At 41.6% G+C, this 23,387-nt stretch carries 21 protein-coding genes and 4 pseudogenes; 14 read left to right on the plus strand and 11 right to left on the minus strand.

Annotated features, from left to right (window positions below; genetic code table 11):
- Positions 1-48 precede the first annotated feature (48 nt).
- From RS130_RS12235 to hisG, 10 genes and pseudogenes are all read right to left on the minus strand, one after another.
- On the minus strand, positions 49-444 hold the full coding sequence (locus tag RS130_RS12235) for a DUF3718 domain-containing protein (RefSeq protein WP_316026177.1): 396 nt from the start codon (positions 442-444) through the stop codon (positions 49-51).
- Positions 445-852: 408 nt separating this feature from the next.
- Positions 853-1,473 carry a bifunctional phosphoribosyl-AMP cyclohydrolase/phosphoribosyl-ATP diphosphatase HisIE gene (hisIE, locus tag RS130_RS12240; RefSeq protein WP_316026178.1) on the minus strand — a complete coding sequence of 207 codons (621 nt, stop codon included), beginning with the start codon at positions 1,471-1,473 and terminating at the stop codon, positions 853-855.
- A gap of 170 nt (positions 1,474-1,643) precedes the next feature.
- Complete coding sequence (gene hisF / locus RS130_RS12245; protein ID WP_316026179.1) at positions 1,644-2,417, minus strand: imidazole glycerol phosphate synthase subunit HisF; 774 nt, start codon at positions 2,415-2,417, stop codon at positions 1,644-1,646.
- A 117-nt stretch (positions 2,418-2,534) separates the two neighbouring features.
- Complete coding sequence (locus tag RS130_RS12250) at positions 2,535-3,590, minus strand: branched-chain amino acid aminotransferase (RefSeq protein WP_316028046.1); 1,056 nt, start codon at positions 3,588-3,590, stop codon at positions 2,535-2,537.
- A 14-nt stretch (positions 3,591-3,604) separates the two neighbouring features.
- Positions 3,605-4,342: a 1-(5-phosphoribosyl)-5-[(5-phosphoribosylamino)methylideneamino]imidazole-4-carboxamide isomerase gene (hisA, locus tag RS130_RS12255; RefSeq protein ID WP_316026180.1), complete on the minus strand. Its 738-nt coding sequence runs from the start codon at positions 4,340-4,342 to the stop codon at positions 3,605-3,607.
- Positions 4,343-4,395: 53 nt separating this feature from the next.
- Positions 4,396-5,025 carry an imidazole glycerol phosphate synthase subunit HisH gene (hisH, locus tag RS130_RS12260; protein WP_316026181.1) on the minus strand — a complete coding sequence of 210 codons (630 nt, stop codon included), beginning with the start codon at positions 5,023-5,025 and terminating at the stop codon, positions 4,396-4,398.
- A gap of 4 nt (positions 5,026-5,029) precedes the next feature.
- Positions 5,030-6,097, minus strand: coding sequence for a bifunctional histidinol-phosphatase/imidazoleglycerol-phosphate dehydratase HisB (gene hisB / locus RS130_RS12265; protein ID WP_316026182.1), 1,068 nt, complete (start codon positions 6,095-6,097; stop codon positions 5,030-5,032).
- Positions 6,094-7,216: pseudogene (gene hisC / locus RS130_RS12270) on the minus strand (histidinol-phosphate transaminase). Before hisC ends, hisB begins: the two are co-directional and overlap by 4 nt.
- Positions 7,213-8,519: pseudogene (gene hisD / locus RS130_RS12275) on the minus strand (histidinol dehydrogenase). The pseudogenes hisC and hisD overlap by 4 nt, the downstream one beginning before the upstream one ends.
- A 16-nt stretch (positions 8,520-8,535) precedes the next feature.
- Positions 8,536-9,435, minus strand: coding sequence for an ATP phosphoribosyltransferase (gene hisG, locus RS130_RS12280; RefSeq protein WP_316026183.1), 900 nt, complete (start codon positions 9,433-9,435; stop codon positions 8,536-8,538).
- A gap of 471 nt (positions 9,436-9,906) precedes the next feature.
- On the opposite strand from hisG, the gene RS130_RS12285 reads away from it, so the two are divergent.
- From RS130_RS12285 to RS130_RS12300, 4 genes are all read left to right on the plus strand, one after another.
- Positions 9,907-10,212 carry a hypothetical protein gene (locus tag RS130_RS12285; protein ID WP_316026184.1) on the plus strand — a complete coding sequence of 102 codons (306 nt, stop codon included), beginning with the start codon at positions 9,907-9,909 and terminating at the stop codon, positions 10,210-10,212.
- 348 nt (positions 10,213-10,560) lie between these two features.
- Entirely contained in the window at positions 10,561-11,529 is a 969-nt protein-coding gene (locus tag RS130_RS12290; protein WP_428982856.1) for a YeiH family protein, read from the plus strand.
- Positions 11,530-11,573: 44 nt separating this feature from the next.
- Complete coding sequence (locus tag RS130_RS12295; RefSeq protein ID WP_316026186.1) at positions 11,574-12,485, plus strand: alpha/beta hydrolase family protein; 912 nt, start codon at positions 11,574-11,576, stop codon at positions 12,483-12,485.
- Positions 12,486-12,561: 76 nt separating this feature from the next.
- The gene (locus tag RS130_RS12300) at positions 12,562-13,458 is read left to right on the plus strand and encodes a sulfite exporter TauE/SafE family protein (RefSeq protein ID WP_316026187.1); all 897 of its coding nucleotides are present in this window, start codon (positions 12,562-12,564) and stop codon (positions 13,456-13,458) included.
- A gap of 89 nt (positions 13,459-13,547) precedes the next feature.
- On the opposite strand, the gene efpL is transcribed toward RS130_RS12300, so the two are convergent.
- Positions 13,548-14,120, minus strand: a complete 573-nt coding sequence (gene efpL / locus RS130_RS12305; RefSeq protein ID WP_316026188.1) for an elongation factor P-like protein EfpL — start codon at positions 14,118-14,120, stop codon at positions 13,548-13,550.
- A 184-nt stretch (positions 14,121-14,304) separates the two neighbouring features.
- Here efpL and yoaA point away from each other — a divergent pair, with 184 nt between their 5' ends.
- The 10 genes and pseudogenes from yoaA to RS130_RS12355 all read left to right on the plus strand — a co-directional run bounded on the left by yoaA (position 14,305) and on the right by RS130_RS12355 (position 23,385).
- The gene (yoaA, locus tag RS130_RS12310) at positions 14,305-16,233 is read left to right on the plus strand and encodes a DNA repair helicase YoaA (protein ID WP_316026189.1); all 1,929 of its coding nucleotides are present in this window, start codon (positions 14,305-14,307) and stop codon (positions 16,231-16,233) included.
- Positions 16,230-16,939: pseudogene (tsaB, locus tag RS130_RS12315) on the plus strand (tRNA (adenosine(37)-N6)-threonylcarbamoyltransferase complex dimerization subunit type 1 TsaB). The gene yoaA and the pseudogene tsaB overlap by 4 nt, the downstream one beginning before the upstream one ends.
- A 112-nt stretch (positions 16,940-17,051) precedes the next feature.
- On the plus strand, positions 17,052-17,360 hold the full coding sequence (locus RS130_RS12320; protein WP_316026190.1) for a hypothetical protein: 309 nt from the start codon (positions 17,052-17,054) through the stop codon (positions 17,358-17,360).
- 89 nt (positions 17,361-17,449) lie between these two features.
- Positions 17,450-18,055, plus strand: coding sequence for a Slp family lipoprotein (locus RS130_RS12325; protein ID WP_316026191.1), 606 nt, complete (start codon positions 17,450-17,452; stop codon positions 18,053-18,055).
- Positions 18,056-18,180: 125 nt separating this feature from the next.
- Entirely contained in the window at positions 18,181-19,020 is an 840-nt protein-coding gene (locus tag RS130_RS12330; RefSeq protein ID WP_316026192.1) for an alpha/beta fold hydrolase, read from the plus strand.
- A gap of 200 nt (positions 19,021-19,220) precedes the next feature.
- On the plus strand, positions 19,221-20,885 hold the full coding sequence (gene fadD / locus RS130_RS12335) for a long-chain-fatty-acid--CoA ligase FadD (RefSeq protein ID WP_316026193.1): 1,665 nt from the start codon (positions 19,221-19,223) through the stop codon (positions 20,883-20,885).
- Positions 20,886-20,958: 73 nt separating this feature from the next.
- Complete coding sequence (rnd, locus tag RS130_RS12340; RefSeq protein ID WP_316026194.1) at positions 20,959-21,762, plus strand: ribonuclease D; 804 nt, start codon at positions 20,959-20,961, stop codon at positions 21,760-21,762.
- Positions 21,749-22,123 carry a ribonuclease D gene (locus RS130_RS12345; protein ID WP_316026195.1) on the plus strand — a complete coding sequence of 125 codons (375 nt, stop codon included), beginning with the start codon at positions 21,749-21,751 and terminating at the stop codon, positions 22,121-22,123. The genes rnd and RS130_RS12345 overlap by 14 nt, the downstream gene beginning before the upstream one ends.
- 1 nt (position 22,124) lies before the next feature.
- Positions 22,125-22,399: pseudogene (locus RS130_RS12350) on the plus strand (YcgL domain-containing protein).
- Positions 22,400-22,425: 26 nt separating this feature from the next.
- Positions 22,426-23,385 carry a lytic murein transglycosylase gene (locus RS130_RS12355; protein ID WP_316028047.1) on the plus strand — a complete coding sequence of 320 codons (960 nt, stop codon included), beginning with the start codon at positions 22,426-22,428 and terminating at the stop codon, positions 23,383-23,385.
- Positions 23,386-23,387: the final 2 nt, after the last annotated feature.

The raw sequence follows: 23,387 nt of genomic DNA on the forward strand, positions 1-23,387 counted from the left end.
ATAAGCATTACCGCTAGGCCAGTTATTCTTGATAATGACTAGGGTGAATTAGATGCGGTCTTTTAAAACAGCAGCGATTGGCGAGTCAGCTAAACCGTTTTCAGCAGCCCATGCCTGTACAGTCTTACCGTCTTTCTCTGGTGCGCTTAGGTCACTTTTAGGCATTTTCTTAACCATTAATGTACCTGTCTCAATGGCGTTGTTTAGCATAGCTGTACGAATTAAGCTGTTGCCGCCACATGACACACCTGAGTAATAATCTTTAATTCGTAGGCTGAAATCAGCTTGAACACGTTTCATTTTTTTACGTAGTTCGCCTTTATCGTCAGCTTTCACAATAGTGCAGATATTTTGTAGTGCTTCGCCTACATCGGCTTGTGCGTTGCCAGCAAAGATTAAAGAAGTAGTAGCGATTGCGATAGATGTTTTAACAATTTTCAACATGGTTAAACCCTCAGTAAATTAGTGTTAGTTAAGTGAAACGCGAATCTGTTGAGGTCTTCGTGTTTCGATGGATGTATTAAACACCTATTTTGTTGATTAAAAAATCTACACTGCGATACTTAGGTATGTGAGGTCATACTTTTTAAAGTGACATTTATTAATGGCTATTTGATAGTTATTTGATAGTTATTTGATGGTTATTTAGTGATGGGCGCGGATTGGCAGTTGTAATGACAGAAATTATCCCGCCATTTTACAGCTAGAAATGACGACTAAGATATCAACAGTATTTGAAAGGGAGTAACCCTTCCTGCACCCATTGAGGGTGCATAGTTATGCCAATACACCTTCAATGGCCAGTAGCCACTAAGGAGTATCAGAACAAGGTAGTAATAGACAGGATTAACGCTACTTACCGTGACGCTGTTTTAAAACATCAATCACATCAGATAAGTTCAAATCACTGGCTTGTAACAATACTAGTAAGTGATAAATCAAGTCGGCAGATTCATTTTTTAATTCTTCCAAGTCTTTGACCGTTGCTGCTAGTGCGGTTTCTACCCCTTCTTCGCCGACTTTTTGGGCAATCCTTTTAATCCCTTTACTATACAAATGGGCTGTATAGCTTGAGTCAGGATCGGCACCTTTGCGAGAGGCAATAACTTGCTCTAAGTCACTAATGAAACTAATGTCAGGCGATTCACTATCAAACCAGCAAGTTTCAGCGCCTGTGTGGCAAGTGGGGCCAACTGGATTGACTAAGGCTAATAGGCAATCGTTGTCGCAGTCTGCGCTAATTTCTAGCAAATTTAGGCTGTTTCCAGATTCTTCACCTTTGGTCCACAGGCGCTGTTTAGAGCGACTAAAAAACGTGACCAGTTTAGTATCTAAGGTTTTTTCCAGGGCCGCTTGATCCATGAATCCTTGCATTAAGGCCTTGCCACTTTGCGCGTTTTGCACGACACAAGGGATCAGGTTATCCATTTTTTGCCAAGCTAACTCAGCCATGTTTTGTTTAGTAATAATCATATTTAATCTCTAATATATTTTAGCTAGGAAGCTACCAAGCGTTAAAGCGTTTGAACCACAGAGGTCACAGAGCGTTTCACTACACAGAGAGACAAATAGTTGAGAAACAAGCATGTTAATCTGTGTCCTCATTTCTCTGTGCACCTTGTATCCCTGTGGTGGATATTCTTTTAATCTCTAATCGCTATTTTTTGTTCGCGTAAGTAGGTTTTTAATTCTGGAATAGGAATAATGCCTTTGTGAAATACCGATGCAGCTAGGGCGCCATCAACATCAGCTTGTTCAAATACATCTTTAAAATGGATTTTCTCACCGGCTCCGCCAGAAGCAATTAATGGGACGCTACAAGCTGTGCGAATAGCGGCTAACTGCGCAATATCGTAACCTTGACGTACGCCATCTTGGTTCATGCAATTTAATACTATCTCGCCGGCGCCTCGTTGTTGGACTTCTTTCACCCAATCTGCAGTTTGCCAAGCCGTAACTTGAGTTCGTGACTCGTCGCCAGTGTACTGATGCACTTGGTATTTACCTGTTTCTTCATTGTAAAAACTGTCGATGCCAACCACGACACACTGTTGCCCGTATGTATCGTGTAAACGAGTGATCAGTTCAGGATCGGCTAGAGCAGGGGAGTTGACCGATATTTTGTCTGCACCCATTTCAAGGATCTTACCCGCATCTTCAACGGTTTTTATACCGCCAGCGACGCAGAAAGGGATATCGATCACTTGGGCAATTCGCGTCACCCAACTTTTATCTACCACTCGTTGATCGCTTGATGCGGTGATGTCATAAAAAACTAACTCATCTGCACCTTGCAATGCATATTGCTCGGCAAGGGGAACGATATCGCCGATAATTTCGTGGTTTCGAAATTTCACCCCTTTTACGACTTTGCCATCTTTCACATCGAGGCAAGGAATAATGCGTCTTGCTAACATATAAGAACCTTAAAACATAAGTTTTGCGCTTCTAGCTGCGAGTATCGAGCTAAAAACAGATATTTGCTCATTTCTTTAAGCGACTACCACACTCTCGTGTGTAGGCGGTAGCTGAGCCTACTTAACTTCAGTCAACCAATTATGAGTGTCTTCAGTTTGCCCCCATTGAACTTGGTTCAATGCTTGTCGTAATTTCTGCGTCGTGGGCCCGTGTTCACCTGACCCTACTTTGTATTCAATGCCATCATGAATAAGTGTACCTACAGACGTTAACACGGCTGCTGTACCTGACAATGCTGCTTCTACGTTTGGTTTGGCGGCACGTTCTAATAACTCAGTGACCGTTAAGTCTCTTTCAGATACCGTCATACCTAAGTCTGCGGCAATTTCTAATACCGAGTCACGTGTGACACCGTGTAAAAACTCTGATGATAGCGCTTTGGTAATGACTTCATTACCGTCGATTAAAATAAAGTTGGCCGCACCTGTTTCTTGTACGTCCCCATTTGGGCAGAATAATATTTGATCTGCTTGTACTTGCTCTTTGGCTTCTAGAATAGGGCCTAAAGCACTGGCGTAGTTACCGCCACTCTTGATCATGCCCATGTGCGGCGCACAGCGCATACCGGTTTCATCGAGCAAAATTCGCAGTGGACGCGCGCCACCTGCAAAATAGTCACCCACCGGAGAAATCAATACATACAACATGGAGCTAGCACTAGGCGCTGCCGCTTTTCCTACTGCCGCTTCGGTACCAAAATGTGTGGGACGAATATACATAGAGCCTGGAGGTTCAGGAATTTCGTCTTTGAACTGAGCGACAATATCTAAAATCATATCAGACACTTGTCGTTGATCGATTTGTGGCAAATGCAATAAATTGCTGCTCTGAGCAAAACGTTTTACATTTTGGTCCATACGAAACACATGCACACTACCATCTTGGTGTTTAAACGCTTTTAAGCCTTCGAAACAGGTACTTGAATAATGTAGAACATGAGCACCCGGATGCAGTTGAATGCTATCTGATGAAACCGTTGCAGCGTCAGTCCATTGTCCGTTCTCGAAAGTGCTGAGTGCCATTTTAGGCATAAATACTGTACCAAATGCCGCCATTTTAAAATTCCTAAATAATTGTTTTGTATGGGTTAAATATAAAAAACGTGATTGTATTTTGTGCTTTATCGTTAATTGCTATTCCAGCATGCAATTGCTTGCTCTACGGTAAATTTACCTTCAAGCAAAGCTCTGCCTAAAATGACGCCACTGACATGAGTAGGTTTTAACACTTCTATGTCGGCTAGATTGCCAATGCCGCCCGAGGCTTGCCATCCTACAGTAGGAAACTGCTTAGTCATTTCTGTGTATAGCTGATGATTTGCACCTTGTAGCGTGCCGTCTCGGCTAATGTCGGTGCACAGCACATGTTTTGCGCCAACAGATAAAAAGTCATTCAACAGGTCTTCAATCGATACCCCTGAGTTTTCTTGCCAGCCATGAGTCGCAATAAACTTATTTCCGCTTTCATCAATATTGATGTCTAGAGCCAAAACGATAGATTCTGGGCCATATTTAGTGATCCAGCCTTTGACTAATTCAGGCTCTTTTACAGCTAATGAGCCAATCACTACTCGTTTAACACCTATGTCCAATAGTTGGGCAACATCTTGTTCGCTGCGGATCCCACCGCCTGCTTGAAATTGCATACGATTAGTGGCGACCATTTTGGCGATCAACTCTAATTGACGTTTACTGGTGTCTTTAGCACCGGTTAAATCAACTATGTGAAGCCACTGTGCACCTTGGTCGGCATAGTTGTTTACTACATCGACTGGGTCTAGTTTGTATTCGGTTTTTTGCTCGTAGTCGCCTTGATATAAACGAACTACTGAGCCCTCTATTAAATCTATTGCTGGGATAATCATCTGTATTTTTATTAATCCGTATTCTAATTAATTTGTGTGGCTACTAAGTAAACTTATAGCTGGATAAAATTTTTCAAAAGTTGGGCGCCAGCGTCACTAGACCGCTCTGGGTGAAATTGCACACCAAAGAAATTGTCTTTATGGATTGCTGCTGAAAAGTCCATGCCGTAGTGGCATTTCGCCAAAGTAAAATCTGACACGCCCACAGCAAAGCTATGTACAAAGTAAAAATAACTATTGGCATCTAAGCCTTTAAATAATGGTGCATCGCTACTTGCCGTAACAGTATTCCAGCCCATGTGCGGAAGACGTAGATCGCCCACTTGCATCCGTTTAACTTGTCCTAGGATCAAGTTTAAGCAAGGTGTGCTGTCGGTTAGACTTTCTTCTGAGCTTTCAACCATCAATTGCATACCCAAGCAAATACCTAATACTGGTTGAGTCAGGCCTTGGATTGATGTAACCAATTGTTTTTGCTGAATACTAGCCATGGCAGCATTGGCACTGCCAACGCCGGGCAAAAACACTTTGTCGGCTTTTTGAATAACATTGACGTCATCACTTACGTTAACTTGTACGCCTAAGCGCTCAACGGCAAATTTAACCGAAGAAATATTGGCGCAGCCTGTATTGACGATAACAATTTTTTGCTGCTTTTTAGCTAAATCGATTATGTCGTTCATGTAACTACAATGCTCCTTTACTACTAGGTAAGGCTTCACCTTGTTTATGAATTGCTTGGCGCATGGCGCGGCCAAATACTTTAAATAAACTTTCTACCTGATGGTGAGCATTGCCTTCAGTCGTGGATAAGTGCAACGACAAGCCCATAGCCTGGGCAATAGAATAGAAGAAGTGTGGTACCATTTCGGTTGCCATTTCGCCTACTTGGTCGCGGCTAAAGTCAGCTGCAAATTTTAGGTGAGGGCGATTGGATATATCGAGTATGCATTCTGCTCGGCACTCATCCATTGGCAAGGCAAAACCAAAGCGGCCAATACCACGTTTATCTCCCAACGCTTTTTTCATGGCTTCGCCTAAGGCTAATGCTACGTCTTCAACGCTGTGGTGGTCGTCAATATGCAAATCGCCATCGCAGGTAAGATTTAACTCGAACCCGCCGTGTGTGGCGATTTGATCAAGCATGTGATCAAAAAATCCTAGGCCAGTATCAATGGTTGATTTTGCTGTGGAGTCTAAGTCCACTTTTACTTGAATATTGGTTTCTGAGGTTTTTCGAACAACAGTTGCTACGCGACTTGAGACTAATAATTGTTTTTCAATAGCTGGCCAGTCGTTGCTTTGCGGATTGTATTTGATGCCTACTATACCCATGTTTTCGGCTAACTGAATATCGGTATCGCGGTCACCAATAACAAACGAGCGGGTAAAGTCGACTTTACCTTGTTGCAGGTAGTCTTTAACTAAGCCAAGTTTCGGTTTACGGCAGGTGCAGTTATCGCTATCAAAGTGTGGACAAATTAATACATCGTCAAACTTCACACCTTGGCTGGCAAAAATATCCATCATTTTGTCGTGGGCTAGATCAAAGTCAGCTTGAGGGAAACTGTCAGTACCTAAGCCATCTTGGTTAGACACCATGACCAAACTAAACCCAGCTTGCTGCAATTTTAACAACACAGGAATAACTTGTGGCTCGAAAACCAGTTTCTCTAGGGTGTCGAGTTGTTTGTCAATTGCTGGCTCCTCAACTAGCGTCCCGTCGCGATCGATAAAAAGAATAGGTTGGCTCATGCTGGGGTTCCTTGCAGTTGATAAAAGCTTGAAATAAGTGCAAGCAATTGTTGGTTTTGTTCTGGGCTACCCAGAGTAATTCTAAGGCAATTCTGTAAATTGACTTGTTTAGATTGATCACGAATAAACATTTTATGACTCACTAAATAGTCCATTAATGGCTGCTTGAGGGCGGTGCGAAATAAAATAAAATTGGCCTTATCGTCACCCACCAATTGAATGTCTCCCAGTGCAACTAAGCTTTGTTTTAATAAATCTTTTTCGCTCTGAATGGCCAACACTTGGCTTTGCATTTTATCAATACCATTGTCGCTTAAGGCTTGAGCGGCAATTTGTGCCACAGGCTCAGGCATAGGGTAAGGGGCTATAACCTTTAATAAAGTATGTATGATTTGCTCATTGGCTAAGGTAAAACCACAGCGCAAACCGGCTAAGGCAAAGGCCTTCGACAAGGTTCGCAAAATCACCAAATTGTCATGTTGTGCCAGTTTATTCGCCCAAGTATTGTCGGCATCAAACTCGATATAGGCTTCATCCACTACAACAAGAGCTGAGCCTGCAAAATGATTTAGCACTTGTTCTATTTGCTCGGCTGCCACTGAGGTACCTGTTGGATTATTTGGCGAACATATAAAAACTAAGTTCACTTGATCTTTAAAGGTTTTAATTGCTTCTATATCTAGCGAAAAGTCATCATTTAACGGCGCTTTTTCAATGCCGATATTGCAAGTTTCTGCGCTTATGGCGTACATACCATAAGTAGGTGGGCAAATTAATATTTTATCTTGGCACTGGGGTGCAAAACGCGCGGATCAGTAATTCAATCCCTTCATCTGCACCGCGGCTCACTATTAGTTGCTTGTTGTTCACCCCTGCAAATTTGGCATACGCGTTAATTACGCCATTGGGTTGACAATCTGGATAGCGATTGAAAAGCTCACTACTCACCTGATACTCATTGGCATAGGGAGATTCGTTAGCATTTAACCACACCGGCACGTGTTCATTCTGACTGTTTTCACTGGCAGCAAAAAGACGACGAGCCGACTCATAAGGCACTAAGGTTTTGAGATTTTCGCAGACTAATTTATTAATTAGTGTATCAACAGACTGGCTCATGATGCGTCTCCTGATGGTTTTTGCAAACGTAAGGCGACCGCTTGTCTATGGGCGTCTAAGCCTTCAGCTTCGGCTAAGTCCATAATCGCATCCCCAATATTTTGCAGACCTTGATAACTCAGTTCTTGCACAGTAAAACGCCGCATGAAGTCGGCTAAACCTAAGCTAGAATAGTTACGGGCGTAGCCATAGGTAGGCAATACATGGTTAGTACCACTGGCATAATCACCCGCTGATTCTGGCGACCATTGGCCAACAAATATTGAGCCGGCGTTAGTCAATTGACTTAAGCTCTCGCGGGCATTGTCAATTTGCACTATCAAGTGCTCTGGCCCGTAAGCATTGCTTACTTCGAACGCTTGTTGAATATTATCAGTCAAAATATAACGGCTGTGCTGGATGGCTTGTTCGGCAATATCCTTACGACTTAATGTAGCCAATTGAGCGGTGACTTGTTGTTTAGTTGCTTCGATTAATGCTTTGCTATCAGAAACCAAAACTGCTTGTGAGTCAGCGCCATGTTCTGCTTGGGATAATAAATCGGCAGCTACATATACAGGGTTGGCGTTTTTGTCTGCAATGACTAAAACCTCAGAAGGGCCCGCTGGCATATCGATAGCTGGGCCTGCTGGAATGCGGCTTACTTGCTGCTTGGCTTCGGTGACAAAACTATTACCGGGGCCGAATATTTTATCGACTTTGGCAATTGATTCAGTACCCAGTGCTAAAGCGGCAATCGCTTGTGCGCCGCCTACTAAATATATTTCGTCTATGCCACATAACTGCGCCGCGTAACGAATTTCAATAGCAATTTGTCCATCTTTATTTGGCGGTGTACATAGTACTTTTCTGTTACAGCCGGCTACTTGAGCTGTGGCACCTAACATTAAAACGGTTGAAGGTAACGGTGCTGTGCCACCTGGAATATACAAACCAACAGAAGCTAAAGGCGCATGTTTTAACTCACAAACTACAGCCCTGGCGTCGTTTCTACTTTTACGTCTTGTGGATATTGCGCTTGATGAAAGGATTTAATATTGGCGTAAGCCTGATCAATTGCTTTTTTCACTTTAGGCTCAAGTAACGCCGCCACTTCTTGCAAAGTTAAGTCGTGTAAGCGTAAATCAGTGAGTGTTGCGCCATCAAAGCGTTCGGTCAATGCTAATAACGCATTGTCGCCATCTGTTTTTACTTGCTCAATAATAGTGGAGACTATATCGCTCAAGCTCTGGCTGTCGGCCAGAGCGGGACGGCTCAGTAAATCTAGTTGTTGGTTTCTATCAAGTGTTGACCAAATTTGCATCATGTTGCCTGCGTATCTATTTCATCATCTTTTCGATTGGCATAACCAAAATCGAGCTACAACCAAGGGCTTTTAGCTTTTCCATGGTTTCCCAGAACAGGGTTTCAGGGCTAACGACATGAATAGCTACTATGTCATCGTTTCCTGCAAGTGGTAAAACCGTTGGATTTTCTGAACCCGGTAATAAGCTTTTTACTTGCTCTAAGTATGATTTAGGCGCATGCAACATAATGTACTTGCTTTCTTTCGCTTGGGTAACGCCGTCCATTCGAGGTAATAATTTGCTGATAAGGGCTTGTTTTTCTTCGCTTAGTTTATCGGCTCGTTGAATTAACACCGCTCGAGATACAAAAATTTCATCGGCTTCTTGTAAGCCATTGGCTTCTAGCGTGGCACCCGTTGATACCAAGTCACAAATCGCATCTGCCACACCCGCTCGTGGCGCAACTTCAACCGAACCGGTTAACATAACAGTGCTGGCATTGATGTTTTCTTGCTTGAAGAAACGCTCAAGTAAATAAGGGTAAGTCGTTGCGACTTTTTTACCTTGTAAAGATTGAATGCCTTGGTAATCCATCTCGTTGGGTACCGCTAGAGATAAACGACAGCCACCATAATCTAAGCGACGTAATTCAATATAATCAGCTGGCTTGCCAGATGCTTGGCGCTCAAGCATTTTTTCTTCCAATTCATTTTGACCGATAAAGCCAAGGTCAACTACGCCATCCATCACTAAACCTGGAATGTCATCGTCACGTACTAATAGTAAATCGATAGGTTGATTGGTTGAATGAGCGATTAATAAACGGTCACGAATTTGAAGTTTGATTCCAATGGCTTTAAGCAAAGAAATACTGTCGTCACTTAAACGGCCTTTCTTTTGTACTGCAATGCGAAGTCTTTTACTGTCACTCATGATGAATGTGCCTTATAAATAGTCAAAAATGTAATCTAAAATTTGTTTATTCCGTTTTTGGGCTGCAACCTAAACATTTTGCAAAAAAAGAGTCAAAATGCCTAAAAATGAAAAACCCCGAAAGTTGCCTTCCGGGGGTTGAGAAAATTTTCTGCGCCGCTAGAAGGATTCAATAACCTTCCAGCTCGAACCTGAAAGGTTAAGCTTTATGATGGTGATGGACAGCTTGCAGTGTATTTTTCAAAATTTTGTCTTACCCAATTTGGTTTACTGCCGTTAATTATTTAAGCGACAATCTATGGCGCATACATTATTCAATCGGCCCGATTAATGCAATGCTAAAAGGCGATAAAGTTGACTATTTCTTACAATTAAATCGACTATGGTATGTTGTCCTTCTATATTTTGAATTAACTGCTCAAAAATGGGTCAAATGTAGATGTATAAGGTTGAAATAAGGTAGGAAAAATTATGACTAGTGATTTACTTTTTTCGATTCTGCCCCGAGAGGGCAAAGTACCGATTACTACAGAAACCCAAAAAGTTGAAAAAATTAACAAATCGGAACATCTCAAGCCGTTGAGCGATGAAGAGCAAGAGTTGCACGTGGAGGAAAAAGAAGCTCGCCAGCAACAGCAACAAAATAGCAAGCAAGATAAGCAAGGTTCTGCGGATGAAGATGGCGCAACGACTACAGAATATCAATCTAATTCGGAAACAAATGCTGAAGATGATAAAAAACCTAAGGGGCCGAAGCACTTAGATATTTATGTATAACCTCAACGAAAGCTATTTTTATTTAGTTTGCCTTGACTTTCGCGAGTCACGAGCATTGTGCTTGTTGCATCGCTGTCACCCATTACTCTGTCATTAACCTTACTGTTCGAATATGCCTATTGAGCTGACTGACGCCAAAGCGCAAATCTTAGTGCTGCAGTTGGTTGAGAGGGGTGTTTGATTAATCAACTGCATTAGCATGTGATGAATTACCAACAGAATAATTCTTTGCCTCTATATCATTTATCTAAAAATTAGTGAAAAATCTCAGCCTGCCGTTTGATATAACCTCTCTCTCGTAACTGGATTATTTTTATGAGCCCGACAACTTCCCCCCGTTTTACGCCTATGCTATCAGGCATCACAATATCAATTATTGTCGGTTTAGCAGCTCTGTTTTTGAGTGAGCATTATGGCGCGCCTGCCATGCTATTTGCTTTATTACTTGGTATTGCTGTGTCTTTCTTATATGAGGGCACAAAATGTAAGTTGGGCATAGACTTTACCGCTAGTCATATTCTACGTGTTGGTGTGGCGTTATTAGGTTTGCGAGTGGCATTTGGCGATCTATTAGTATTGGGCTGGAGAACCGGATTGCTATTAGTGGTCGCTATCGTTAGTACTATTGGTGTAGGCATGTTACTGGCTAAAGCCTTTGGCTTACAAAAACGCTTTGGTGTGCTAACAGGTGGTGCGGTGGGTATTTGTGGCGCGTCTGCCGCCATGGCGATATCAGCCGTTTTACCTAATGATAAAAACAAAGATCGAGATACGTTACTTACCATCATTGGGGTGACTGCTTTTTCGACTATCGCTATGGTGCTATACCCTATTGTCGCTGGCATATTTAATTTAGATGAAGTCAGTACTTCGATTTTTCTTGGTGGCACCATACACGATGTGGCACAAGTTGTGGGGGCGGGATACTCAGTATCAGAGCCTGCAGGGGATTTGGCTACCTTAACTAAATTAGTTCGAGTGGCATTCTTAATGCCTGTTGTGTTGTGTATTTTATTGGTGTTTAAGTTGAATATCGAGCAAGGCGTGAAAGCCGGTGGTCCGAAAGTGCCTGCGTTTTTAGTCGGTTTTGTGTTGTTAATGACTATCAATAGTCTTGTGTCTGTGCCTGAGTTTATTACTTCTGTGGCTGAAGATATTTCACGATTCGCTTTAGTGATCTCTATTGCTGCTATTGGCATGAAATCAAATTTGAGTCAGATCTTAACTGTCGGTATTAGACCTATTATTTTGCTACTGCTTGAAACTTTGTGGATAGCTGGCTTAATATTATTAGCCTTGCCTTATTTATCAATATAAGGAATAGGCGGGCACAGTATCTGTTTTGAACCATGGAATAAAAGATGAAAAAATTTTTACTGGTAATACTCATACTGTCTACTGATCTACATGCAATGACTCTGGATGTTAATTTCGCAAAATTACTGCAAGTTCCTAAAGCCGTCATTGGTGATAAGCCCTCAGCTGGGAAGCGGGTGGTTGTCACTCCAGAGGAATACCGAGGAACTGAGGTTTATCACACTATTTACTTACCTGACAATTGGCAAAGAGCAGGTGAAAAACTACCTATAATTTTTGAATACACAGGTAATTATTATCCTAAGTCAGGCTCTTCAGGAGAAGTTAAAGACGCTGCTCTTGGTTACGGATTGAGTGCTGGAAAATTTATTTGGGTATCATTACCTTACATTGATAAAAATCATAGACAAAATGCGCTGAATTGGTGGGGAGACATCGAAGCCACAGTTAGCTATGCCAAACATCATGTCCCTAAAATAATAGAGCAGTTTAATGGGGATCCAGATAATGTTTTTTTGTGTGGCTTTTCCCGAGGTGCCATTGGTGTGAACTTTGTTGGATTACATGATGATGAGATTTCATCCTATTGGTCTGGATTTATTACTCACGATCATTTTGATGGGGTTAGATTGTGGGAAAAGCCTTGGGGGGCACCTCTCACTAAGTACCGTAAAGAAGCCCTTCAGCGCCTAAAAAGGGTGGGAACTAGACCTTATTTAGTTAGTCAAAATGGACCCAATAAAGAGACTGAAAATTATTTAAGGCAGACGGGAATTAGCCTAAACAATTTTACTTTTAGCTATATAAATACGCCGCAAATTTTGGGACCATTTCCTAATCAATACGCAAAATCTGCTCATACAGATGTATGGCTCAATGTGGCTAGCCCATATCGTGTTCGTACTTGGAATTGGATCAATCAACGTGTAAAAGCAACAGTGTTAAAATTGAATTAAATTTTTGTACTTCTTGGCGTAATCAGGCAAAGTCCGCAATGGATTTTTTCGTTTTAACAATAGTAGGCACGTATTAATGTATTCGATGTTATCGGCAACACGTATTCGGATGTTTTTGTTGCTGTTTTGGATAGGTATATTTTCTTATCAGGCAGAGCCATGGTTGTTACTGCAGGAATATGCTGGTTTTACTCTCTTAGGCATTTTGGGGGCGGTGTTAGCTAACGCAACCGGTGCGGGTGGTGGGGTTGTTTTTGTACCTTTTTTTAATCAGTTAGATTTTAATGTTGCGGCGTCAGTCGCTACTAGTTTTGCTATCCAATGCTGTGGCATGACTGCAGGGGCAATAACTTGGTGGGCTTATTACCGTAAAATGCATTTGACTGATCATTCCGAAAAGAACTATTGGCAGTCTTTATCAAGGGTTATTTGCTTAACCGTTCCAGCCTCTATTATTGGGGTTTGGATGGTTCAGTTACAACCTCAATTTTTTGTGAGTTTTAGTGATCCCCAAAGTTTACACGCTGGATTTGGTATTTTTTCGATCTTACTGTCTATCGCCATATTTTGTTCGGCACTGCTGCTAAATAAACCACAACTTAGTGTGCACTTAACTCACGCAGACTGCGCAGCGTTAGTGCTGATTGCTTGGGTTGGCGGTGGAATAACGGCTTGGTTGTCGATAGGAGTAGGCGAGCTATTGGCTGTATACTTAATTATTCGTGGATTTAACGTGACCTTCGCCATTGCGGCCGCTGTAATGTTAAGTGCTTTTACTGTGTGGGGCGGGGTTATTTTTCATTTATGGGTGACCCATGCCATATACTGGCCAGTTGTGTTATTTGCTGGGGCAGGGGCGATTATCGGTGGGATCTTGGCCAAGCAGTTGGTGCTGTTTTTCTCGCCTAAAAATTTAAAGCTATTTTTTGCTGGATGGGTTTTTATCTTAGGCGTTGTCACGCTACCTTTCTAAAATCTAATGACATATTCAACGCTGTGAGTAGCGATGGCCTACCTTCTTATGCGAAGGTAGGCAGATGCTGTGCTTAGTACTACAGAGTCTTATGAGTCGGCGCGACTGATAAATTTTGACTCTGCGGTGTTCACTTTAATTTTTTCACCACTGGAAATATATTCAGGAACTTGCACGACCAAACCTGTGCTCAAGGTGGCGGGTTTGGTTCGAGCGCTAGCTGAGGCCCCTTTAATCGAAGGGTCGGTTTCAGTAATAACGAGTTCTACCGCTGCGGGTAATTCGATACCAACAGGTTCACCTTCAACTAATAATATTTGTAAACCTTTAGTATCTTCAGTGATAAAGGGGGTTTCATCACTAATGGTTTCTTTATTTAAAAAATACGAGCTGTAGTCTTCGTCATCCATAAACACATATTCATCGCCATCTAAATAAGAGTACGTCACTTTATTGCGGTTAAATTCAACAGTGTTCAATACCTCGTCAGCTTTAAAGCTCTCGTCAGCTTTTGCGCCAGTGCCTACTTCGTATAAACGCATACGATATAAGCTCGCTCCAGCGCGGCCACTAGGGGTCAGTTTGTTGATGTCTTTGACTAAGTAAACTTTTCCGTTGTGTTCAACGGCGGCATTCTTTTTTATTTCACTGGCTTTAGGCATGTTGTTCTCCAAAAAATGATGTTGCAGAAAGTACCACGAAACCAAAAATAGGCAAGGCAGAAAATCTCAATTTACGGCAATGGCGAGAACGGCCTGAAGTTTTTTATTCGAGTTACAACTCGTTAGTTGGCAAACTTTTTGGCATAATCTGTTTTTTTGTAACTGCTACATCCCTTAAGGCTCTATGTCGAACATTTCTCCTTTGTTTGCTGTTGATGGCAAATTATCACTGGCTATTGACGGTTTTACTCCTCGTAAAGCGCAAACAGATATGGCAATTGCGGTTGAACAAGTGATTCAATCTAAATCACCGCTTATTGTTGAAGCGGGTACGGGAACCGGTAAAACCTTTGCTTATTTAGTCCCGGCAATGCAATCGGATAAAAAAACTATTGTGTCGACGGGGACGAAAAACCTACAGGAGCAATTGTTTCATCGTGACTTACCTGTGGTTAAAAAGGCCTTGGGTTCTAATCGAAAAACCGCTTTATTAAAAGGTAGGGCAAATTATTTGTGCCTCCATCGTTTGGCTCAAAATGGTGCAAGTAGTTTACTCGATAAACAAACGCTAGCAGAGTTTACTCAGGTAAGGCATTGGGCCTCTAGCACTAAGACGGGCGATATGGGCGATATGAAAACCTTGGCGGAAGATGCCAAAGTATTGCCTTTTGTCACATCTACTGCTGATAATTGTTTGGGTAAAGACTGCCCAGTTTACGAAGACTGTTACATGGTAAAGGCCCGTCGAAAAGCATTAGATGCGGATGTGGTTGTAGTGAATCACCATTTATTTTTTGCTGATATGGCACTTAAAGATACTGGCTTCGGCGAACTGATCCCTGAAGCTGATTTAGTCATATTTGATGAAGCCCACCAAATCCCCGATATTGCAAGTGAGTACTTTGGCGAGAGCTTATCTAGTCGTCAAATTCAGGATATGAGCCGAGATATTGAAGTGGTGTATCGTACTGTGCTGAAGGATGCAAAACAGCTACAAAGCACGGCTGAAAAATGCAAGATGATCGCCGCCGATCTTCGATTGTTATTTCCCGAGAATGCACAAAAAGGTAATTGGCGACAAATGCTAAACCGTGAAGACGTGCAAACTCAAGTAAGTAAATTAACCGACAGTTTGACCGTGCTGTACGAAGTGTTGAAATTACATTTAGGCCGCGACAAAGACCTAGATAATATCTTTGAACGTGTATCGGAAGCCAGAACAAAACTTACGCGACTAACCGATATTTCCTTGCAAGGTGTGAGCTTGTGGTACGAGACTACAATGCGTCATATTATTTTGCATTTAACACCATTGAGTATCGCTAAAAAGTTTGCCTCATTTGTGAATGAGCCCAAACGAGCGTGGGTGTTTACCTCCGCAACCTTAATGGTGGATGGTGGATTTACCCATTTTCAACGATTGATGGGCTTAAAAGATGCAGAGACTTTAGCGTTAGATAGCCCTTTTGATTATCCCAAGCAGGCCATGCTTTGTGTTCCACGCTTTTTGCCAGAGCCTAACGCTCGGGAAATGCGGGACACTTTGTTAGATATTTCGATTAAGTTAGTCAAAGCCAGCCATGGTCGCTGTTTTTTACTATTTACTAGCCATGCCGCATTGAGAGCCATTGCCGCTCAACTTGAAGATAAAATAGAAAATCCAATATTGGTGCAGGGAACGACCACTAAACGAGCGCTTTTAGAAAACTACTTGGCCAATAAAAATGCGGTGCTACTTGGTACTGGAGCATTTTGGGAGGGGGTGGATGTACGTGGTGATGACTTAACTTGCGTGTTAATTGATAAGTTACCGTTTGCATCGCCAGATGATCCATTGCTGCAAGCTCGAATCGAAGATTGTCGTAAAGGTGGAGGGAATCCATTTGCGCAGTTACAAATTCCTCAAGCGGCCATTGCCTTAAAACAAGGGGCAGGTCGATTGATCCGAGATGAGTCAGATAAAGGTGTGTTGGTGATCTGTGATAATCGATTAGTCACTAAAGATTATGGCAAAATTTTTATGGGCAGTTTACCAGATATGCATAGAACAAGAGATTTGCAAAAAGCGATAGACTTTTTGCAACAGATCCACGAGGGTGATAACGAAGAATGAACTTATTAGTAATTGATACCGCTACAGAAGCTTGCTCTGTGGCCCTGACATTCAAAGGACAAATTTTCAACAGGTTTGAAATATGTCCACAGCAGCATAGTCAGCGAATTCTGCCAATGGTTGATGAAGTGCTAAAAGAGGCACAGGCAGAGTTAAAAGACATGGATTACTTAGGGTTTGGCAGAGGGCCATAAGCTTTACCGGCGTGAGAATAGCAACAGGCGTGATCCAAGGTTTAGCCTTAGGTTCTGGGCTAAAAGTTGTCGGTGTGTCAACTTTGGCGGCTATGGCTCAACAAGGATTGGAGCAGGGAGCTGCAAAAGCAGCGGAACAATTTCAAGTTGAAAATGTTTATGCTGCGATTGACGCCAGAATGTCTGAAGTTTATTTCGCTCGGTATCAAAACAGCCAAGGCCTGATGACGTTAGTAGGAAAAGAGCAAGTACTGCCTCCAGAAGAAGCGCAAACCTTAATGACTGTCAATAAAGCAAGCGTAGGTGTTGGGACAGGCTGGGGAGCGTACGAAAGTCTCAACCCAAATCAACAAATAGCTACAAATAGCGCGGTACTTTATCCTAATGCTAAATTTATGTTGGCGCTGGCAAAACAACAAATAGCAGCAGGCCAGGCGGTTGAAGTGGAGGATATTCAACCCGTATATTTACGTGATAAAGTCACCTGGAAAAAGTTACCGGGTAAAGAATAACGGCTTTGGGTTAGACTCTCGATTAAAATATGGAATAATTCTTGTATTAAAACGGCTAGTTAGTACCTGTTCGGCTAAGATTTGTCGCTTTACCATGAAATAGGAATACTCTTTGTCAATTGAATCATTATCGTCGTCCAACCTTCGGGCATTAGATACTGCTCGCACCTCACGGGATAAACCTCGTGAAGTTAAGGCCGTGGCAGACAAAAATGATAGCCAACATACCAATCAAGTTACTGTTATTCGAGCAGGTAACGCAGACTCTATCGAAAAAGCTGAAACTTTTAGTCAACATAACCAGTCTATAAATAATAATAGCCTGAGTGGAAAAGAAGCCATCGCCGCTTATCAAAGTATTGAAAAAGAGCAAGAGCGGCAAAACATTCAACTATTACTAGGTGTCGACACCTTCGTTTAGCCGAGTTATGAAAATACTAATAAATGTCGTTAATTTATTTGTTGGTTCGGTTATTATGTTTTCTAAGTGTTATGTTCTTGAGGACAATTATGTTTATTCGAGTAAGTGTATTTTTCGCGACTTTATTTCTAGCAGGCTGCGCCGCCTTTCCTGACAAACTTAAAATTGAAGATCCTAAAAGTTTAGTCAGTTATGAAGATGCGGCATCTAAGGCTGACCAAGTAAAAGGCAGAATGATCCGTTGGGGTGGGGCCATTGCTAAAATCGAAAATAAAGAAAAAACCACTGTGTTAGAAATGGTTTATTACCCGCTAACAAATTACGGTCGACCGATAGTATCTGATGAAAGCATGGGCCGCTTTAGAATTCATGTGAACGGGTTCATGGATCCTGTGGTATACAAAGAAGGTCGATTGATGACATTTACTGGCCAATTAAACGGTTTAGAAAATGGCTTAGTTGGCGAACACAAGTACGTATTTCCTTCGGTAAACGTGAAGGAATATTATATTTGGAAAAAACTGCAGAGAGTAGATATAAGTGGTGTCCATATGTGGCCATACGATTATTGGTATGATCGTTATCCATTTCCTTATCAAAGGCGTGTGATCTTTCGGTCATCTAATTCTGGCAATCGTCCCAGTAAAATTAGCACCTTGCCTAAACCTGTCACGAATACGCGGCAAGTCAAATAACCTGTAGGTAAATACTGTCTAGTGATAATTCGTTGGGCGGTAAAAATCGTCACCATAGCGGCATGTTTTTGCCGCTTTTTTGTTTGTATGATAAACACTGCTAGAAACTGACACAGGGAGTCTAAATGCAACGCGAGTTAGAATTTAAGTTAAAGCATATCACCCTTAGAGGAATGGGGTTTGGGGATAGCAATAAACCGATGATTTTGGCCTTACACGGGTGGCTAGACAATGCCGCAAGTTTCGCGCCTTTAGCCCCTTACTTAGCCGACTACTATGTACTAGCTATAGACTTGGCGGGGCACGGTTTATCAGATCACAGGAGTCCTGACGCGCATTATCATCTACTTGATTTTGTATATGATTTACATGAATTAGTTGAAATCCAAGGTTGGCAGCGTTTTGTTTTAATGGGGCATTCTTTAGGCGCCATCATCGCTTCTTTGTATGCTAGTAGTTTTACTGAGCGCGTAGACAGATTGATATGTATCGAAGCATTAGGACCACTTACCAAATCAGCTACGACTAGCGCCTCGCAATTGCGAGAATCAATTCTAAATCGATTAAATTTATCAACATCACCTTCTACACGCCCAAAAACAATAGCAAGGGTAATTAATGCCAGAGCATTTGTAGGCGAGCTAAGTGTAAGCTCGGCAGAGTTGTTGGTGCGGCGAAATACCTCAGAGCGGGATGGTCAATTGTTTTATAGAACAGACAGGCGCTTGCGCACTGTTTCTGCATTGCGTATGACAGAAGAGCAAGCAAGGGCATTTGTGAGTAGTATCGTTTGTCCTGTTTTGTTAATTACGGGTGACAAAGGATTTGAAACTTTTGCCAGTGAAATAAAAGACAGAATGACGCGGCTTGACCTTGGGCAACATGTGTGTTGCTCGGGAAATCATCATGTGCACATGGACAATCCAACGGATGTGGCACTAAAGGTGGTTAATTTTTTAGAGTAATAACAACCTCTTATAGATTATTGCTGTGTTTTTATAGTTGTAAATTAGTTGTTGATTTATCTTTGCTACTTCTTTGGGTATTATACTGGTATGACTTCTTGCTCTAGTCATTCATTGTCGAAATTGAGTCAATTTTCTAATAGAGCGGTTTTTGTTTATTTATGCAGCTAATAAACAAGAGATGATTGCCTGGAGGCACAGTGGAAAAAGTTTGGTTAAAAAATTATCATCCAGCGGTTAGCGCAGAGATTGATCCCGATCGGTATACGTCATTAGTTGATTTGTTCGAACAATCCACTAAAAAATTCGCAGATAAAACAAGCTATATTAATATGGGCAAAAGTATTACGTTTGCCGAATTAGATATTTTGTCAAAACAATTTGCAGCGTATCTGCAAAATAGTGGGTTTAAGTCAGGTGACGCTATTGGCATTATGATGCCAAACCTATTGCAATACCCTGTTGCCTTGTTTGGTATTTTAAGAGCGGGAATGACTGTCGTTAATATTAACCCACTTTATACGTCAAGAGAGTTGAAGCATCAATTAGTGGATGCCAATGCTAAAGGCATAATCATTGTTGAAAATTTTGCTCATGTATTGGCTGATATCCTACAGGATACTGCAATTGAAAAGGTAATACTGACGTCTCTTGGTGATATGTTAAGTCCGGTTAAAAAGGTACTGACGAATTTTGTCGTTAAGTATATTAAAAAGCTGGTGCCTAAATATTCCTTACCTCAAGCCGAGTCTTTTTTAGCGACCTTGGAGAAGGGCTCTGGATTAATTTATACACGTCCTGAAATTGCTAATAGTGACTTAGCATTTTTACAATACACGGGCGGTACAACGGGGGTTTCCAAAGGAGCGATGTTAACCCATAGAAATATGTTGGCTAACCTTGAGCAAATTTCACAAATACTCTCGACTATTGTTGACGAAAGCTATGAAGGTGATGATTTAGTCGTTACTGCTCTACCTCTTTATCATATTTTTGCATTGCAGGTAAATTGTTTAACCTTTATTAAATTTGGTTGCCCCAATTTGCTCATCACCAACCCGCGAGATATGCGTGGTTTTGTTGCCGAGTTAGCCAAGTACCCGTTTTCAATTATCTTGGGGGTAAATACCTTATTTAATGGTTTACTCAACACCCCTGGGTTTGACCGTTTAAATTTCAAAAAATTGAAGTTTTCTTTGGGCGGCGGTGCTGCTGTGCAGCGGCCGGTAGCCGAGAAATGGCAAGCAGTGACAAATAAAGTGCTACTAGAAGGTTATGGGCTAACAGAATGTGCACCAGTTGTTTCTGTTAATCCACCGCAAATAGAGAAATACACCGGCTCGATAGGAATGCCCTTACCATCTATTGAGGTTAAGTTGTTAGATGAGCATGGCAACGAAGCGGATACGGGCGAGTCGGGTGAAATGTGGGTGAAAGGCCCAAATGTGATGACCGGCTACTTAAATAGACCAGAGGCAACGGCTGAAATAATTAAAGACGGTTGGTTAGCCACAGGAGATATTGCGAAGTGTGATGAAAATGGCTACTTCTATTTAGTTGATCGCAAAAAAGATATGATCTTAGTGTCTGGTTTTAACGTGTTTCCAAATGAAATTGAAGAAGTCGTGGCCATGCATGAAAATATAGTAGAAGCGGCCGCTGTGGGCGTACCTCACGAGGTTTCTGGAGAGGTAGTGAAGTTATTTGTTGTACGTCGCTCAGAGAATATTACAGAAAAAGAAGTGATAGAACATTGCCGGAAATACTTAACGGGTTATAAAGTTCCGAAAAAAGTTGAGTTTAGAAACGAGCTTCCTAAAAGTAATGTTGGTAAGATACTCCGTAGAGAGCTGAGGGATGAATAATCCTATTATGCGGTATAGATAATACTTTATAAAAAAGCCGGCTACAGCCGGCTTTTTATTACTTTGGAAATTCATGCAATACACCTACATTACTGACGAACACGCATTAAATCAATTTTGTCTACAAGCCAGCCGAGCAAAGGTCATTGCGGTAGACACCGAGTTTGTCCGAACTCGGACCCTGTATCCTAAGTTAGGATTAATACAGATTTATGATGGCCAACAATTGGTATTGGTTGATCCTTTGCCTATTAATGATTTTTCAAGTTTAACCCAGTTGTTAACAGATCCTGATGTGGTTAAAGTGCTGCATTCATGCTCCGAAGATTTGGAAACGTTTTGGCATGCTTTCAATGTGATGCCAAGCCCTATATTTGATAGTCAATTTGCAGCTAGTGTGGTTGGTATGGGCACATCTTTAGGTTATGCCAAGTTGGTCGAAACAATGTTACAAGTCACCGTAGATAAAGGTGAATCTAGAACGGATTGGATTGCAAGACCATTAAGTGAAGATCAGTGTAATTACGCAGCCAATGACGTGTTGTATTTGTATCAGTTGTATCCAACCCTTAGAGACAAAGTGGTAGAGCAAAATAAACTCCCTTGGGTGTATGCCGAAATAGAACACTTAGCAATGAAAAAGCGAACTAATTTACCATTAGATTATGTTTATTTGACGATCAAAAATGCCTTGAAATTATCAGCAAAATCAACCCTTATATTGCAGAAACTGGCCGCATGGCGGACGGAAGTCGCGCGCCAAAAGGATATGTCTTTAAACTTTGTCGTACGAGAAGAAAATTTAGTTGAAATCGCTAGAGTACAACCACAAACTAAACACGCTTTGCGAGCCATCCCAAGGTATGAACCCACATGAAATAAGGATCCATGCCGAAGTGCTGATAGAAATTGTTGTAGCCTGTTTGCAGTGTTCAGTAAATGACTTGCCACCTAGAGTTGAGCGCTTAAACGATTTTGAAGAAAATAAGAATACTGTTTCCGCTGTGCGCAAAATCTGTCGACAAATTGCCCAAGACAACGAAATCCCAGTTGAGTTAGTGGGTTCGAAAAAGCAAATTAACCAGTTACTAAAGTGGTGTTGGTTTAAACAGGATGAAACGCGGGCCGCAGGCATGATGCCTGATTTACTCAGCAGTTGGCGAGCGCCTTTGTTTAAGGATGAGTTATTGAAAGTGAATTCTTTACAGTTAGCAGACGTATTAGCAAAGGAGCTTTAAGATGTTGTGTGCGGTATATAAAAGCAGTAAAAAACAAGAAACCTATTTGTACGTTCCCGGCAGAGATGATTTTTCAAAAGTACCTGATTCGTTGATGTCTACCTTTGGTACGCCTATATTTTTAATGATCATGCCGTTAAAAAAGATCGAGAGCTAGCCAGAGTGGATATTGAAAAATTAAGACGCGAACTGACGGTTAAAGGTTTTTATTTACAATTGCCTCCTCCAACTGAGAGCTTGCTAAAAGCTCATCTAAAAGAAATGAAAGCGGAGTGATCGTGACGTTACAACACAAAACTAACATGATACTGCTGTTTACTTTTTGCTTATTGACCCAGCCTGTCCATGCAAAAATTGGGTTTGCAGACTATGTGCACACCTTAAAAAGTGAAGCCATCGAAAAAGGCTATCCAGCAAGCTTTGTCGAGCAAGTTTTTGCCAATGTTAAACTCAGAGAGAAAGTGGTAAAAGCGGACAAAAATCAACCTGAAACTAAAATTACCTTAGACAACTATCTAGCGACGCGGGTACCTGATTGGAAAGTTCAAAAAGCGGTACAGCTAATGAATGACAATGAGGTTATTCTAGAGCAAGTAGAGGCCAAATATGGCGTACAAAAACGTTTTATCGTTGCTTTATGGGGCAACGAAAGTAATTTTGGTAGTATCCAAGGTAAACACCCTGTTATTTCCTCGCTAGTATCATTAGCGTATGACGGACGTAGAGAAACGTTGTTTAAAAAGCAATTGTTTGCTGCATTAGATATTTTACAGCAGGGCCATGTCAGTCAACAAAATTTCTTGGGATCTTGGGCTGGAGCTATGGGACAAAGTCAGTTTATGCCAACCTCGTTTTTAGATTATGCCGTTGATTTTGATGGTGATGGTAAAAAAGATATATGGACAACTAAGGCTGATGTATTTGCTTCAATTGCCAATTTTCTTAAATCTGAAGGTTGGAGTGATAAGTTAACATGGGGACGACAAGTTAAAATTCCATCGACAATAACATCATCGTTGATTGGACTTGATAGAGATAAACGAAAAACACTTAAAGAGTGGCAAGAATTAAATATAACCCGTTACTCGGGTAGACCTTTGCCAGTTGTGGATTTATCAGCATCATTGCTCGCTCCTGATGGGCTAAATGGGCGGATTTATTTAGTCTATGAGAATTTTCATACTTTAATGAAATGGAACCGTTCGAGCTACTTTGGTATTTCGGTTAGCTACCTGTCTGACCGAATTAAAAAGGGTTTTTAAAT

The sequence above is a fragment of the Paraglaciecola aquimarina genome (assembly GCF_032464635.1).
Taxonomy (GTDB): domain Bacteria; phylum Pseudomonadota; class Gammaproteobacteria; order Enterobacterales; family Alteromonadaceae; genus Paraglaciecola; species Paraglaciecola aquimarina.